Annotated in this window: 15 protein-coding genes; all 15 read right to left on the bottom strand. The window is 39.8% G+C overall.

The window, feature by feature from the left end; genetic code table 11:
• Positions 1–137 precede the first annotated feature (137 nt).
• The 15 genes from glmM to BEL05_RS21270 all read right to left on the bottom strand — a co-directional run bounded on the left by glmM (position 138) and on the right by BEL05_RS21270 (position 15922).
• Positions 138–1490 carry a phosphoglucosamine mutase gene (glmM, locus tag BEL05_RS07010; protein WP_069670721.1) on the bottom strand — a complete coding sequence of 451 codons (1353 nt, stop codon included), beginning with the start codon at positions 1488–1490 and terminating at the stop codon, positions 138–140.
• A gap of 100 nt (positions 1491–1590) precedes the next feature.
• The gene (locus BEL05_RS07015; protein ID WP_069670722.1) at positions 1591–3540 is read right to left on the bottom strand and encodes a nucleoside-diphosphate sugar epimerase/dehydratase; all 1950 of its coding nucleotides are present in this window, start codon (positions 3538–3540) and stop codon (positions 1591–1593) included.
• 292 nt (positions 3541–3832) lie between these two features.
• On the bottom strand, positions 3833–5014 hold the full coding sequence (locus tag BEL05_RS07020; RefSeq protein WP_069670723.1) for a DegT/DnrJ/EryC1/StrS family aminotransferase: 1182 nt from the start codon (positions 5012–5014) through the stop codon (positions 3833–3835).
• Positions 5015–5016: 2 nt separating this feature from the next.
• A complete protein-coding gene (locus BEL05_RS07025; protein ID WP_069670724.1) occupies positions 5017–5859 on the bottom strand; it encodes a 3-hydroxyacyl-CoA dehydrogenase NAD-binding domain-containing protein in 843 nt (280 codons plus the stop codon).
• Positions 5856–6491, bottom strand: coding sequence for an acetyltransferase (locus tag BEL05_RS07030; RefSeq protein WP_069670725.1), 636 nt, complete (start codon positions 6489–6491; stop codon positions 5856–5858). The genes BEL05_RS07025 and BEL05_RS07030 overlap by 4 nt, the downstream gene beginning before the upstream one ends.
• A complete protein-coding gene (locus BEL05_RS07035) occupies positions 6488–7081 on the bottom strand; it encodes a sugar transferase (protein ID WP_069670726.1) in 594 nt (197 codons plus the stop codon). The genes BEL05_RS07030 and BEL05_RS07035 overlap by 4 nt, the downstream gene beginning before the upstream one ends.
• Positions 7078–8292, bottom strand: a complete 1215-nt coding sequence (locus BEL05_RS07040; protein ID WP_069670727.1) for a glycosyltransferase family 4 protein — start codon at positions 8290–8292, stop codon at positions 7078–7080. The genes BEL05_RS07035 and BEL05_RS07040 overlap by 4 nt, the downstream gene beginning before the upstream one ends.
• Before the next feature lie 45 nt (positions 8293–8337).
• A complete protein-coding gene (gene wecB / locus BEL05_RS07045; protein ID WP_069670728.1) occupies positions 8338–9468 on the bottom strand; it encodes a non-hydrolyzing UDP-N-acetylglucosamine 2-epimerase in 1131 nt (376 codons plus the stop codon).
• A 9-nt stretch (positions 9469–9477) separates the two neighbouring features.
• Positions 9478–10581, bottom strand: coding sequence for a UDP-2-acetamido-2,6-beta-L-arabino-hexul-4-ose reductase (wbjC, locus tag BEL05_RS07050; protein ID WP_069670729.1), 1104 nt, complete (start codon positions 10579–10581; stop codon positions 9478–9480).
• Positions 10581–11624: a polysaccharide biosynthesis protein gene (locus BEL05_RS07055; RefSeq protein WP_281179892.1), complete on the bottom strand. Its 1044-nt coding sequence runs from the start codon at positions 11622–11624 to the stop codon at positions 10581–10583. Before BEL05_RS07055 ends, wbjC begins: the two co-directional genes overlap by 1 nt.
• Positions 11625–11644: 20 nt before the next feature.
• Positions 11645–12412 (bottom strand): AglZ/HisF2 family acetamidino modification protein, encoded by a 768-nt coding sequence (locus BEL05_RS07060; protein ID WP_069670730.1) that lies wholly within the window; start codon positions 12410–12412, stop codon positions 11645–11647.
• 1 nt (position 12413) lies between these two features.
• The gene (hisH, locus tag BEL05_RS07065) at positions 12414–13028 is read right to left on the bottom strand and encodes an imidazole glycerol phosphate synthase subunit HisH (RefSeq protein WP_069670731.1); all 615 of its coding nucleotides are present in this window, start codon (positions 13026–13028) and stop codon (positions 12414–12416) included.
• Positions 13025–14161, bottom strand: coding sequence for an N-acetyl sugar amidotransferase (locus BEL05_RS07070; RefSeq protein WP_069670732.1), 1137 nt, complete (start codon positions 14159–14161; stop codon positions 13025–13027). Before BEL05_RS07070 ends, hisH begins: the two co-directional genes overlap by 4 nt.
• A 7-nt stretch (positions 14162–14168) precedes the next feature.
• Positions 14169–15311, bottom strand: coding sequence for a glycosyltransferase family 4 protein (locus BEL05_RS07075; protein ID WP_069670733.1), 1143 nt, complete (start codon positions 15309–15311; stop codon positions 14169–14171).
• Complete coding sequence (locus tag BEL05_RS21270) at positions 15308–15922, bottom strand: CatB-related O-acetyltransferase (RefSeq protein ID WP_083250318.1); 615 nt, start codon at positions 15920–15922, stop codon at positions 15308–15310. Before BEL05_RS21270 ends, BEL05_RS07075 begins: the two co-directional genes overlap by 4 nt.
• Between the last annotated feature and the right edge of the window lie 2 nt (positions 15923–15924).

A 15924-nucleotide genomic window follows, 5' to 3' on the forward strand; every position in this document is an offset into this window, starting at 1 on the left:
TACCTAGTAATCCTGAAGCAAAAAACGGCAAAGCCCGCTGTTAATTTTTTAACAGCGGGCTTTGTTTGTAAATCGAAACAGATTGTGCTTAATCAAACAAAAGAAGCCTCATGCGCAAAAATTTAAACAGTGAATAATCAAGCTTTCCTTACTGCTTGAGCAATGAACTCTGCTTGTGCTTGAGTCATTGACAGATCAGTCGATTCAACCATAACGCGGATTAATGGTTCTGTGCCCGATTTACGCAGTAACACTCGGCCATTATCAGCTAATACTTGCTCGGCGGCGACTACAGCCTTTTTAACACTGTCAGATGCAATGATTTCATCGGCGTTATTTTCAGTTAAACGAACATTAATAAGCACCTGGGGTAGTTTACTCATTCCTGACGCGACATCGGCTAATGTCGTTTGCGATTTCAATACAGCCTGCAGAACCAAGAGTGAGGCAACAATGCCATCACCGGTTGACGCATAGTTCAGATCTAATATGTGGCCAGAACCTTCACCACCGAGCTTCCATCCTGTCGCTTTAAGCTGCTCGACTACGTAACGATCGCCGACTTTTGCACGGATAAAAGGAATATCCAATGCTTTTAATGCCAGTTCTAAACCAAGATTGGACATTAAGGTGCCAACAACGCCACCGTTTAAGGTACCCTCTTTTTTAGCGGCTTGAGCGAGGATGTATAAGATCTGATCGCCATCAACCACATGCCCCTTATGATCAACAAACATCACGCGGTCGGCATCGCCGTCCAGTGCAATACCTAAATCAGCTTCATGCACCATAACCGCTGTCTGCAAGCTATCAAGACTAGTAGCACCACAATGTTCATTGATGTTAAGGCCATTAGGCTTGTCGTTGATGCTAATGACTTCAGCGCCAAGCTCTCTGTAGACATTAGGCGCAATATGGTAGGCCGCACCATTAGCACTATCGACGACAATTTTTAGCCCAGCCAAACTCAAATCATTCGCAAAGGTCCCTTTGCAAAACTCAATATAGCGTCCTGCGGCATCATTTATTCTGCGCACTTTGCCTAAATGTTCTGATGTGACACATTGCATTGCATTGTGACTAATCGCTTTATCAAGCAGAGCTTCAATTTCAAGCTCTTGCTCATCATTAAGCTTAGTGCCAGAGTTAGAGAAGAACTTTATGCCATTATCATAAAAAGGATTATGAGAAGCGCTAATCACCACACCGGCATCGGCGCGAAATGTCGATGCTAAGTAAGCAACGGCAGGAGTAGGCATTGGACCAACTAACGCGACGTTAATGCCTGCTGCAGAAAGACCTGCCTCTATAGCAGATTCAAGCATATAACCACTAATGCGAGTGTCTTTGCCAATCAACACCTCTTTGGTGCCCGTGGACGCCAATACCGTCCCTGCAGCCCAGCCAAGTTTCATCGCAAAATCTGGCGTAATTGGAAAGTCACCCACTTTGCCACGCACACCATCAGTGCCAAAATATTTTCTAGACATATTAAATTTCCATGTAAACAAAAAAGCCAATTCTAAGAATTGGCCTTAATAGGTTTTAACTAAAAAATCAGAAATTAAAATCAGACATTATACTAATCGTTTAAGACACGAAAGGAACAACTTTGTCATCAACTATCGTATTATCTTGATTGCTTTGATTACGCTGCATCCAAACTAGATCACAAATACCATCAGTCGGATTAAAACCAGTTGGAGTTGTAAGCAAAATATCCCTAATCACTTCATGTTGGAAGTTATGACAAGCTTTATCTAAGCGGTCTAAAATAGCCTCAAGTTCGCTCCAAGTTAAGCAGACTTCATTAGCAGTCATAATACGCTCATGTTCAGTACCCGTTACATCATCACCAATCAAAAGCTCTTCATAGAGTTTTTCGCCTGGACGTAATCCACTAAACTCAATCGCAATGTCGCCGTCAGGATGAGTGTCATCTTTAACTTCAAATCCGCTTAAACGGATCATCTTAGACGCTAAATCGACAATTTTTACCGACTTGCCCATGTCCAGAACAAACACATCACCGCCTTTACCCATTGCACCCGCTTGAATAACGAGCTGTGAGGCCTCTGGAATGGTCATAAAGAAACGGGTTATTTCAGGGTGTGTGACAGTTACAGGTCCACCATTAGCGATTTGCTTACGAAATAGAGGCACAACAGAACCCGATGAACCCAGTACGTTACCGAACCGAACCATACAAAAACGAGTAAGATGGTCTTCCTTAGCAGACAGTGCCTGCAAGATTAACTCTGCCATACGCTTGGTTGTGCCCATTACATTGGTGGGCCTTACTGCTTTGTCAGTACTCACTAGCACAAAGGTTTCCACCTTGGCCGCTATGGCAGCACGAGCCGTATAAAGTGTACCAAAAATGTTGTTACGCACACCTTCCACTACATTGTGTTCAACCAGTGGCACATGCTTATATGCCGCAGCATGGTAAACCGTTTGGACTTCAAACGCCTCCATCACAGCTTGAACGCGATTCTCTCGTTGAACGGAGCCCATCATAGGGAATATCTCAACGCCTAATCCGAGCTCTTTTGCCGTCGCCGAGAGCTCTCGCTCAATGGAGTACAAGCCAAACTCTGACAATTCAAACAAAACCAACTTTTTAGGTGTCTGCTTTAAAATCTGCCGACAAAGCTCTGAACCAATAGAGCCACCCGCACCAGTGACCATCACGACTTTATTTCGAATATTTGCAGATAATAGGTCCCCTCGTGGCGTAACAGAATCTCGCCCCAGCAAATCGTCTATATCAACTTCTTTAATGTCACTATAAAGCTTAGTGCCATTCACTAAATCAGCCATGGCGGGCAGAGTAAGAATCTGCACAGCAAGAGGTTCTAACTGCGTTAAAATCGCCTGGCGACGAGAACGAGGTGCACTAGGTATGGCCAACAATATTTTAGTAGCCGTCTTTTGTTGTATAAGCTTGCGCATAATCGAAGGAGAGTGAACATGAACACCTTGAATGACAGTACCATGAAGTGTTTTATCATCATCAACGAAGGCGAACGGATAATATTCATGACTTTGAGCAAGTGAAGAGAGTAATTGTCTACCACTGACACCCGCACCATATATGATTACAGGCTCTCCTACACGCTTCATACCAGAACCAACCATTGAGCGGACAATCGCCCTTGAACCACCAATAAACACCAGTGAAAATGCTGCATAGATCACTGGCACTGTCCGAGGCAACTGCGCATCAATATAATACGCAAAAAGTACTAATGACACAGTCGAAAACATCACTCCAACGCCAATTGCCGTTAAGGCCTGTAATCCCATATAACGTAAAACTGCGCGGTATAAACCTAACTTAGCAAATACAACTAAGCTCAGTGGCACGACAATGAAAAGCAACAACCAATAGTGAGTATTTGCTAACACAACCACATCGTCGATGCGAACCAATAATGCAGTCCAAAATGCTAAACAGAGAAAAACAGCGTCTACTGATAAACTAACGAGACGCTTATGAGCACGTTTCAAACCAAACAAGCTTTGCAAAAAATCCATTTTTCGCTCCAAATCAATAAAGTTCATAGTGAATGACATCTTACAACACAGCTAGATTACAGAAAACTAAGGAGTACTAGTTTAGCACACGATACTTTAATCAATGAACATTAAAGCACCATGCTAACACTCACGCGATAAAAACCATGATACAGAGCCAATACCCATCACTTTGCGATTAATCATCACAATAGCAGTGAGACAGTTTTTTACTGTGCCTGTTATATTGATAATATGATCAACCACAATCAGATCAAGCGCTTAGCTAGTAAACCATCATCAGATGGCTATATTAGTGCTGCTTTTGTGCAGACAATAAAACGCTACGAACTACTTCACATGTTTTATCTATCTCAGCTTTAGTCAATGTTGGATGAACCAAGAACATTAAACTTGTTTCCCCTAGCTCAACCGCATTTTTTAACCGCTGTTCAGGACGCCACGGAGTGTCATCAAAAGCTTTTTCTAAATACACCTCTGAGCAACTTCCATGAAAAGCAGGTACACCGAGAGCTGTTATTTCATCCACGACACGATCTCTCGACCAACCTTCCGCTAACTTCTCAGGCTTTACAAACATATAATGCTTATATTCTGCATGTTCAATATAATCAGGCACTAGCACAGTTCGAACAACACTAAGATCGGCTACCGCTTCATCAATCGCTTTACCATTGGCTTGACGTTTAGCGGTCCAATCAGGCATACGTGCCAATTGAATGCGACCAATTGCAGCTTGCATTTCTGTCATACGCCAATTAGTACCGAAGCTTTCATGTAACCAACGAAACCCTGGTGGATGCTCACGGTTATAAATAGCATCAAAACTTTTGCCATGATCTTTATAAGACCACATTGCAGACCATAGCGCTTTGTCATTGGTTGTTACCATGCCACCTTCACCGCCTGTGGTCATTATCTTATCTTGACAGAAAGACCAAGCACCAATGTGACCAATAGTTCCAACACTACGCCCTCTATATTTGGCACCATGAGCTTGTGCGCAATCCTCAATCACATAAAAACCATGCTTTACGGATAATGCCATAATTGCATCCATTTCTGCTGGCATACCAGCAAGATGCACCACAATAACAGCTTTGGTTTTTTCTGTTAACACGGCCTCGATTGATTCTGCAGTAATAGCTTGACTATTAAGATCTACATCAGCAAAAACCGGTGATGCACCAGCAGTCACAATAGATGAAGCAGATGCTAAGAAAGTACGAGGCGTAGTTATAACTTCGTCGCCTTCACCGACATTTAAAGCTTTTAGCGCTACATCTAATGCTAATGTGCCGTTACCTAAAGCTATAGCATATTCACAGCCAGCCCAAGCAGAAAACTCTTCCTCGAACTCGCGACCTTCAGTTCCAGTCCAATAATTAACCTTATTAGACAAAATAACTCGACTTACAGAATCGGCTTCTTCTTGTGTAAAAAAGGGCCATGATGAAAAAGAAGTATTTAACATATTTAATACTCAAAAAAACCTTTCTTAGTTTTACGGCCTAAAAGATTTGCCCGCACCATCTTTCTTAAAAGAGGGTGTGCTCTATATTTAGGATCCCCTGTTTCACTATGAAGAGTCTCCATTATAGACAGATTTACATCATTACCAATTAAATCAGCCAATGCTAAAGGCCCCATAGGGTGATGTGCACCGAACTTCATAGCCTTATCAATGTCTTCAGCCGTAGCAACTCCTTCTGCGAGGATACTGATAGCTTCATTTATCATTGGAATCAGCATTCTATTAACAACGAATCCAGGAGCTTCGTTAACCAGCACAGGTTTTTTACCAAGCTGCTCTGCAAATTCACTTACAGCTTTAACAGTTTCTTCTGAAGTTAAAAGTCCTCGAACAATTTCGACTAACTCCATAATCGGCGCGGGGTTAAAAAAATGCATTCCTACCAGGTTTTCAGGACAATCCAATAAATTTGCAAATTCAGTTATTGAAAGGGATGAAGTATTTGAAGCGACAATAGTAGAAGGTTGAACAAATGGTCGTATAGACTCAAAAATTCTTTTTTTAACCTCAGTAATTTCAGCCACAGCCTCAATCACGATATCTGCATCTTCAACAGCTTGAAAAGATGTACTAAATTTGAGCTTATCTGTAAAACATTCTAAAGGCGTTACCAAAGAGTTTACTTTGACATATCGCTTTATATGCCTGCTGCATGCTGACATAACGCTATCCAAACGCTCTTGTTCTCGCGCAATCACCACCAATTGACTCACAGAGTCACTAACAACTAAGGCCTGAGCTATACCCGTGCCCATAGTCCCGCTACCAATAACAACTACTTTCATAATGCTAAATGCTCCTTTAATCGTCTAGCGGGATTACCTGCAAAAATAACACATTCTGAAATACTTTTAGTAAGAACAGCTCCCATTCCAAGCATAGACCCACTGCCTAAGGTAAGCCCCTGCCTAATCGAAGCCCCTGTACCAACTTCAACACAGAGCCCCATTGTCACGTTTCCAGACACAGCAACCATAGGAGCTATCGTAGTGAAGTTACTAATTGCACAATCATGGCCAATAGTAACATTTAAATTGAAAATACAATGCGCCCCTATTACTACGTCAACCGTAACGATGCAACCAGCACAAATAATAGTACCTTCACCGATATTAACAAATGGAGATACAATAGCAGTAGGGTGAATCAATTTGGCAAAACGAGGTTTGCCAGACTGGGTGATTTTTTCGTATACCGTTTTTCTCGTCCTAGGAGAACCTATTGCGATAACAAACTCTACATCAGTATATTTTTTCCAGTCGTCAACAACCCCGATGATTTTTGCATTTGCAACTAATTCAGAATGAGCCTGAACATTATCATCTAAAACACCGACAACCTCATACCCACAATCCCTAGCTAACCAGACAATCTCCTTTGCAAATCCACCACCACCAATAACTATTAGCTTTTTCATTTTGCAGAACCTTTGAATCTAGGCATAGTAGCTTCACCTGACGCAGAAATGCCTTCCTTAACGAAAACTTTTTTTATAGTTAATAATAATATTTTGACGTCTAACATAATGCTTTGATTTTCCACATACCAAATATCAAACTCAAATTTCTCTTCCCAGCTCAGTGCATTACGTCCATTCACTTGAGCCCACCCAGTAATTCCTGGTCGAACATCATGCCTACGAGCTTGTCTATCGTTATACAATGGCAAATATTCAACTAATAAAGGACGGGGGCCAACAAGGCTCATTTCCCCTTTAAGAACATTCCATAGGCCAGGAAGCTCATCTAAACTCGAACTTCTCAACTTCTTACCAAACGAAGTCAACCTCTCGTTATCGGGCAAAATGTTTCCTTCAGCGTCACACGCATCTCGCATTGAGCGAAATTTAACCATCTCAAACGATTTTCCACCCAATCCAGGTCTACGCTGACGATATAATACTGGAGACCCCAATTTTATTTTTACAAAAAAAGCAGTCAAAATAATAAAAGGAAACAATAGAGATAATGTTAAAATTGAAATTAAAATGTCAAACAGCCTTTTCATTTATGAGTAACCTCATTAAATAATTTCATAAACTTCTTTACTCCATGTGCTAAAGATAATTGTTTTTTGTAAAACTCTCGAGCATTTAAAGCCATTACATTTCGCTCTGAAGAACTTAAAAGCGTCATTTTTTCTACCGCATCGGCGAGAGATTTAGAGCAATTAGCCTCGCTAACAATCCCTGCTTTTGCAGCCAGTATCAAGTCAGAAGCATCACCGTTAACCGCCATAACGATCGGTTTCCCCACAGCTAAATAAGCCTGGGTCTTAGAAGGAATAGTAATAGAAAACAAGTCATTATCGGTCAGATGCACCAATAAAACGTCAGCTGAATTCAAGATATTACCAACCTGATTCATTGGCACTCGTGGGAGAAAAAAAACATTCTCTAAACAATCGTCTTCGACTAAATCAATTGCCGACAATTTAGAGACACCATCACCAACGAATACTATATTGACAGGGACATTACGTACCTCTAACTCCTTAGCAGCCCCAACAATGGATGATAGCCCTTGTGCGAAGCCTAAGTTTCCAGCAAATACTACATTAAGATTACCATTATCAGGCAACTTAATATCGCAAAAAGAAGGCTTTAGAAATACTTCCTCATCGCACCAGTTGTATATAACTTCCACTTTATTCTCAGAAACTCCTTTTTCAATCAACCGATTTTTAAAGCCAGGAGAAAGAACAACTATTTTGGCGGCATTCCTATATACAAAAGAACACAATCGGTCTACAACTCTAAGCACCTTCTTATTATTGACCATTCCTGTTGCACTTAATGTATCAGGCCATAAATCTTGGATATCTACAACAAATGGAACTCGCTTAAACATTCCAAGAAGAACTGCTGCTAAGCTCGTCGTCAAAGGCGGGTGATAACTATAAATTATATCTACTCCTCGGGTTTTTAACAATCCTAGAATAGTAGAACTCGCAGCAAAAGAGGCATAGTTAAATATTCGCTTAATTGCTGAATCACCATGACTAGGATAGAGTGGAACTCTGTGCACAGTTATTCCATCAATAACTTCTCTTTGATACAAAGAAATTTTATACCCTTCATATACTTTCCCTCCCGGGTAATTAGGAAAACCAGTAAGAACCTCAACTTCATTCCCTTCATTCCGAAGCGCTTGAGCAAACAACAACCCTTTAAAGGTAGGCTCTGGATCAAACCATTGAGTTAACAACAATATTTTCATTTATGGCTCATCATCCGAACTTGTTACAGGTGAAAACGACGTAATTTAATATTCTTTCCAAACTACTCGCTTTATATAATCGGTATAAGAATGAATAATTCTCACCATTTTATCTGATACATTAGGCATACTATAGTCATACACTGGACGTAATAAACGTTCACCACCACTTGGTTGAGTCTCCAAAACTCGTAATGCTTGCATCACACGCTCAACACCTAGTCCAACCATCATTACAGAAGCTTCTTCCATCCCCTCAGGGCGCTCATGTGCTTCGCGCATATTAAGAGCAGGGAAGTTCATAATAGAAGATTCTTCGTTAATAGTACCGCTGTCAGATAAAACTACTTTGGCGTTTTTCTGCAAATGATTATAATCATGAAAGCCTAACGGTTTAAGAAGCTGTATATTTTTATGAAATTCAATTCCTTGTGCTTCAATTCTATTCCGGGTTCGCGGATGAGTTGAAACTATCACTGGCAAATCGTAAAAAGCGGCTACTGTATTCAGTGTTTCTGCTAATTTAGCCAGTTGCTTTGGTGAATCGACATTTTCTTCGCGATGGGCACTGACGACAAAAAACTGACCTTTTTCAAGGTCAAGACGACTCAATACCGCTGATGCATCAATTTGAGGCATATAATGAGTTAACACCTCAAACATTGGACTACCGGTCTTTATTACTCGATCAGCAGGCAAACCTTCTGCAAGCAAGTAGTCACGCGCAATAGAACTGTAAGTAAGGTTAATATCAGCAGTATGATCAACTATTCGTCTATTGGTTTCCTCTGGCACTCGCTGATCGAAACAACGGTTCCCAGCTTCCATATGAAAAATAGGTACCTTACGTCGCTTTGCCGGAATAGCAGAAAGACAAGAGTTTGTGTCGCCTAGCACCAACATAGCATCTGGGGTGATTTCCTCTAGCGCTTGATCGACTTTAATGATAACTTGCCCAATTGTTTCTGCTGCATTCTTCCCTGCAGCTTCTAAGAAGTAATCAGGTTTACGCACACCTAAATCGTTAAAAAATACCTCGTTTAATTCAAAATCGTAATTTTGACCAGTATGAACCAAAACATGTTCACAATGCTCATCAAGTTTAGCTAAAACCCGAGAAAGACGGATAATCTCAGGGCGTGTACCGACCACTGACATCACTTTTAATTTTTTCATTTTTAATTCCTACAATGGTTTAGCAACAGTGTCAGGTTTCTCGCGATCAAAAATTTCATTAGCCCACAACATAACGATAAGTTCTGATTCTCCAGTATTAGTCACATCGTGCGTCCAACCAGGAACCGTTTCAACAACACGGTAATCATCTCCAGAAACATCCAATGAATAACATTCTCCTGTTGCTATATGTTCAAACTTAAATTTAGCCTCTCCTTTTATCACCAAAAATTTCTCGTTCTTAGTATGATGATAATGACCACCACGGGTAATACCTGGGTGAGCAGTAAAGAAAGAAAATTGGCCAGCTTCTTTAGTTTTCAATAATTCACAAAAAGACCCACGAGGGTCTATATACGACGGAACGGTGTATGAGAACTGCTCTGGAGAATAATAACTAATATAAGTAGAATAAAGCGCACGCAAAAGCCCTGTACCTACATTTTCAGTAACTAATGAAGTTTTACTCTCTTTAAATGATTCAAGAGCACTAGCAATTTCCCCCACTGTAGTAGGGTAAATAGGCTTAATTGATTGTTCACCGCTTGGTTCGTCATTAGTTAAATGATGAATAAAGTGTTCACAAACTGTATCAATATAAACCAAGTTAACTTTTGCTGAGGCATCATTAATAATTAATGGCAGATCGTTAGCAACATTATGACAGAAAGTTGCCACTACCGAGTTATAATTAGGGCGACACCACTTACCGAACACATTTGGTAAACGGTAAACGAACACTTTTGCTTCAGACTGTTCAGCATACTTGTTCACTGCATCTTCAGCTAGTGCTTTACTTAAACCATATGGATTTGAATGTTCAGCTTGAATTGACGACGTCAAAAGAATAGGTGTTTGGCGATTAAGTTCTAACAACTTAGTGACAATACGAGATGTTAAATCTACATTTCCTTGTGTAAATTCAGTATCATTCTTTGGACGATTAATACCCGCTAAATGGTAAATAAAGTCTGCACTCTCCAATGCTGCATCCAATTCCTGAGGAGAGTTTTCACGATCAATTTTTACAACATCAGTGAAACCTTGTTCTTCTAGTTTAAAGCACAAATTCTTACCAATAAAGCCATTAGCCCCAGTCACTAGTATTTTCATTATACGCCCTCAGGTACGACTAAACTGCCTGCTTCTATGTCCGCTATAAAATCTAACTTATGTAGTAATTTGATCATACCCTCAACATCTAAACGATCAGTATTATGCGAGTTATAATCTTCGATTGAACTTAAATCTTGTTCCCCTTCTTCAACATATTGAGAGTAATTTAAGTCTCTATTATCTGAAGGAATCCGATAGTATCCACCTTGATCTTCGGCAACAAACATCTCTTCACGGCTACACAAAGCCTCGTAAAGCTTTTCTCCATGGCGGGTACCAATCACGTTCACATGATGTTCTGGTTTTGCAGTAATCGTCTTTAGCGCTTTAACTAATATATCAATCGTTGCAGCGGGGGCTTTTTGAACAAATATGTCTCCATTAATACCATGAGTGAACGCATGTAAAACGAGGTCTACCGCATCATTTAGTGTCATCATGAAACGAGTCATATTTGGGTCGGTTATTGTTATCGCATCACCATTAATTATTTGACGTAAAAATAAAGGAATAACAGAACCACGAGAAGCCATAACATTCCCGTAACGAGTAGCACTAATAACGGTTTTATCAGGATCTACATTTCGGGACTTAGCAACGATAACTTTCTCCATCATTGCTTTTGAAATACCCATTGCATTGATAGGATAAACAGCTTTATCGGTACTTAAGCAAACTACTCTAGAAACTTCGTTAGCTATACAAGCTTCTAGTACATTTTCTGTACCCAACACGTTAGTTTTTACAGCTTCCATTGGATGAAACTCACAAGAGGGTACTTGTTTCAACGCTGCTGCATGATAAACAAAGTCAACTCCACGTGTGGCAGACAAAATAGAGTTGTAATCTCGAACGTCACCTATGTAAAACTTTAATTTAGGATTATTATACTCCTTCCGCATGTCATCTTGTTTTTTCTCGTCGCGACTGAATATTCTAATTTCGGAGATATCGCCCTCCAAAAACCGTTTTAAAACCGCATTACCAAATGATCCTGTGCCACCAGTAATTAATAAAGTTTTACCCGTAAATATAGACATAAAAAACCTTTGTTGAGAAATTAAGATAAGAAAAGTTTTTTCTTTATTTCGCCTTCTGGATAGCTAATCAAAACAGCTTTATAAGGCCCCTTAAATACAAAAAAACTACCTGCAGAGACGCCTATTATTCCGCATGAATCCACAGCAGCCTTAAAATGCGACAACTCACCGGCACCACCGAGAATAGTAATTGGGATCTTAACTGCGCGTCTCAGCTTATCAGCAGAGTCAAGATCAAAGCCCTTCATACAGCCGTCGTTATCTATTGAATTTAAAACTATTTCGCCAGCACCTAAACTTTCAAATACCTTGGCTATTTCAAAAGGATTCTTCTTAGTATTAATAGTTCCGTTATGGGTATATACATCATAGCCTAAACCGAACATTTTCCTTTTTATATCTAACACAACCACTACACTTTGAGAGCCGATTTCATCAGCGATATCTTTAATCAAATCAGGATTGTCTATAGCAGCGGCACTAATAGCAACCTTTTCGACACCAAGCGATATAATGTGTTTTGCTTGTTTAGCCGTTGTTACTCCCCCGCCGTAACAAAGAGGCATTCTACATTCTGCAGCTAAACGCCGAATAGAATCAAAATCAGGCTCGACACCATTACGAGTAGCATCAATATCCAAAACTACTAACTCATCTGCTTCTTTTTCATTAAAGATCTTAACGGCGTTAATAGGATCACCAACGTACTTAGCATCCTTAAACTTAACTGTCTTAACCAAACCTTTATCTTGAATAAGCAAACAAGGAATAACTCTAGGTCGAAGCATTTTATATCTCCGCGAAATTTTTCAATAGGCCAACACCACAGTGATGGCTTTTCTCTGGGTGAAATTGTACCCCGTAAACGTTTCCTTCATTTACAGCACAAGTAAACTTCATATTATATTGACTAGTGGCGGAAATATTAAGTTCATTATCGCACTCATAAAAAAATGAATGTAGAAAATAAAAACTAGCCGAATCTTCCATTCCCCTAAATAGAATAGAATCTACTAAGGGCGATACATCATTCCATCCCATATGGGGTACAGCAATATTCTCGAACCCCTCAACTTGACTAAAAGCTTTTACTCTACCTGGCACCCAGCCTAAACCTGGTAAACTTCCCTCGTCACTAGATGAGGCCAATATCTGCATACCAACGCATATGCCCAGAACTGGCACCTTATCAACTAGGACTAGTTTCTCTAAAACATCTCTCATACCGGAGTCATTAAGCTTCTCAATTGCATGATCAAAAGCCCCAACACCTGGTAATATAATTTTGCTAGCACCCTTCAACTCGTCGGGAGTGCGAGCAACTTCTACTTGAATATGTAAGCGTCTATAAACATTGACAAAAGCTTGGATGTTACCCAACCCATAATCGACTATCTTAATCATCTAAACAACCTTCTCTCTAGGCCCAAAAAGCTCATGACTCGAGCGCCTATTCCTATAAGAAAACGCTTATTTTTATAATCAAATGCAGTTTTATTTTCACCGTTAAAAATTGCCTCTAACTCTTCAACAGTGAGATCTAATTTATGTGCAACATATTCAAACTCATTTTTCAAAAACTCTTCATCTAATTCGGGCTTAGAAATGCGTTCAAGAGCTTGATCTCGCGTCATTTGTCCAGTCATGATTAAGCTTGAGAAATGTGCTCGTCGCTTTTCATACCCAAATTTGCGTGGCATCCAGTAATCTTCATAGAAACGAGTAAACCTCGACTCATGGTGTTTATGCTGGAATTTTTTCCAGCCAAACAGTTTCGCCAATGTCTCTTCGGCATCGGCTTTATCGTACGGAACCAGATTTAAAGGTTTAACGACTTCCATTCCATATATGTATTTATAAATAATCTTATAAGATAATATATCTACAACAGGAAAAGACTTTAACTCTCTCTGGCCAAACTGACTATTAATATCATTTAACAAAATGGCGTCAATCCCAGGATAAGCCCCCCACTCTTCGGGCTCACGACAACACTCTGTAGAATAATTCGCGCCTGTCAAAACATATTTAATTTTATGAGAACGGGCAAACTTATATAAACCAGAGAAAAAAGCAGTATCCTGTGGGAAATCTTGATCAGGTATTTGAGATTTCAAAAAAGCAACCTGCAGGCTCTTCATTTCCTCCCAGTTGATGACCTCTGTATATAAATCAAGTCCTAACCCATCGACTAGCTTTTCAATGTTACCTACGGCTTGGTCTGTATTCCACCCCGCATCCACATGAAATAACAAAGGTCTTAGACCCATGATCTCTTTAGCGACATATGCAGTATAAGAACTATCTAGCCCACCACTGAGTCCGATAATACAGTCAAATTCTTTACCCACGCCTTCCTGTTTTATTTTAGCAGCGAGAGCCATTAACTCGGCGTGACCTTTGCTACCAGTGTCCCAGTTAGGTAAAATACTTTGCTCAAAATTTTGGCAATATTCGCAAACCCCATCAGAATTCAAGGACAAGTTGGGATCGCTTGAATCCATGATGCACTTTTTACAAATCGAATAATCAGACATAATAAAGTTAAACCTCTAATCTTTTAGCAAGCATTTTATAATCCAAATGTTGCCTAGCTATGCTTAACGACTTCTCAGACTGTAATTTGACTAAGTTAGGGTCATTAGCTATTAAATTGAAAACATTTTCCAGATCACATTGTTCTCTGACAAGCCACCCAGCATCACCAAGTAGGAACCGGTGAGATTTTACATCATCGAGAATTACAGCGCACCTAGCACAGACACTATTTTGCATCGTTGCTGACTGTGAACCTGGTTGCACATAAACATCAGCTGCAGACAAATAATTTTGTAGTTCTTCTGTGCTTTTCCAGCCTAAAAACTCAATACGTACGTCCGACTTTATCAAAGACATTACGTCAGCCTCAACTTCATCGGGAATAGCACCTATTACAAAATACTTAAAAGATGCATTCGAAGTCTTTTTAAACGCCGTCAAGCTCTCGACAAGTTTTTTCTTATAATCAAACTTTCCCGACTGGACAAATAAAATATCTGAATCAGAAATAGCGTGTTTACGTCTAGTTCGAGTGCGAAGCTCATCGTATTCCATATCAGATAAAACGTGCCCCCCTAGGTGATACATTTCCATTTTTTCATCGGGGATTTGATACATACTACTACAAAAATCTTTAACTTCTGAGCTTAAACAGAACACTTTATCAATGTGCTTTAAAGAACGTTGAATTATGGGTTTGTAATAGCCTAAGTGAAGAATATTCTTTGAAATAAAACTTGTAGCACTGTTATGCTTATCTTCATGGCTGTCTGCGAATAGCTTTACTTCTGGATTAAGTTTTTTGTATTTGGATACCGTTAATAGTTCCCAACCACATAAACCATGAAATAATATGACATCAGGCTTTTCTAATTCAAGCAGCCTCATAAGCCCGGGGTTTATTCTCAACTTTCTAGCTAAAAACTTGGGGATTTTAACATAATCCAATCGGCAAACCTTAGCGCCATCTGTGCCGATATACTCACCCGGTTCTAAATAAGTCAGTTTTCTATCATCACCAAAAGTTTCCGTAGAAGCTATAACAGTTACATCATGACCGTCCGCGACATTTTGCCTTACTAGCTCATTTTCTTGATATCCATACCCATCAATATAAAAGCAAGACAAACAACAATGTACTATTTTCATATAACCCCTCGCGACTTTACCTTTTTTACTAAAATTTCAGGGTCATCAAAAAATTCTGCATATTTAGATAATTTCTCATCAGACCAATCCCACCATTGTATAGCTAAAAGGTCATCAATTAACTCATCTTCAAAGCGAAATCGAATCAATTTTGCAGGATTACCACCGACTATAGAATAAGGCGGCACATCCTTAGTCACAATACTTCCCATACCAATAACCGCACCATGTCCTATTTTTACGCCCGCCTTAATAAAAGCGCCTTCGCCAATCCAAACATCATGCCCTACAACCGTTTCTAGCTGGGGATTATAATTATGCTCCGAAAACTTTGCTTTAACGCTATCCTTATGGGATAAAAATACTGGGCTTGTAGAAACAAAATGGACAGGATGACTAGCACCACCAATGGAAACACGGCTAGCTATTGAACAAAACCCTCCTATGGAAGCGTTTATAATATTACAGTCATAGCCGCAGAAACTATGCTTGCCTAAACTACTACTGTAAACCAATGAGCCTGACTCTACTTTCGCAGTGCTATGGATGTTTGAAGCTCTGACACACTTAAATCTTGCTTTTTTTAATATTTTTGAAAGATAATATTCCATAT

The sequence above is a fragment of the Shewanella colwelliana genome, from assembly GCF_001735525.1.
Taxonomy (GTDB): domain Bacteria; phylum Pseudomonadota; class Gammaproteobacteria; order Enterobacterales; family Shewanellaceae; genus Shewanella; species Shewanella colwelliana.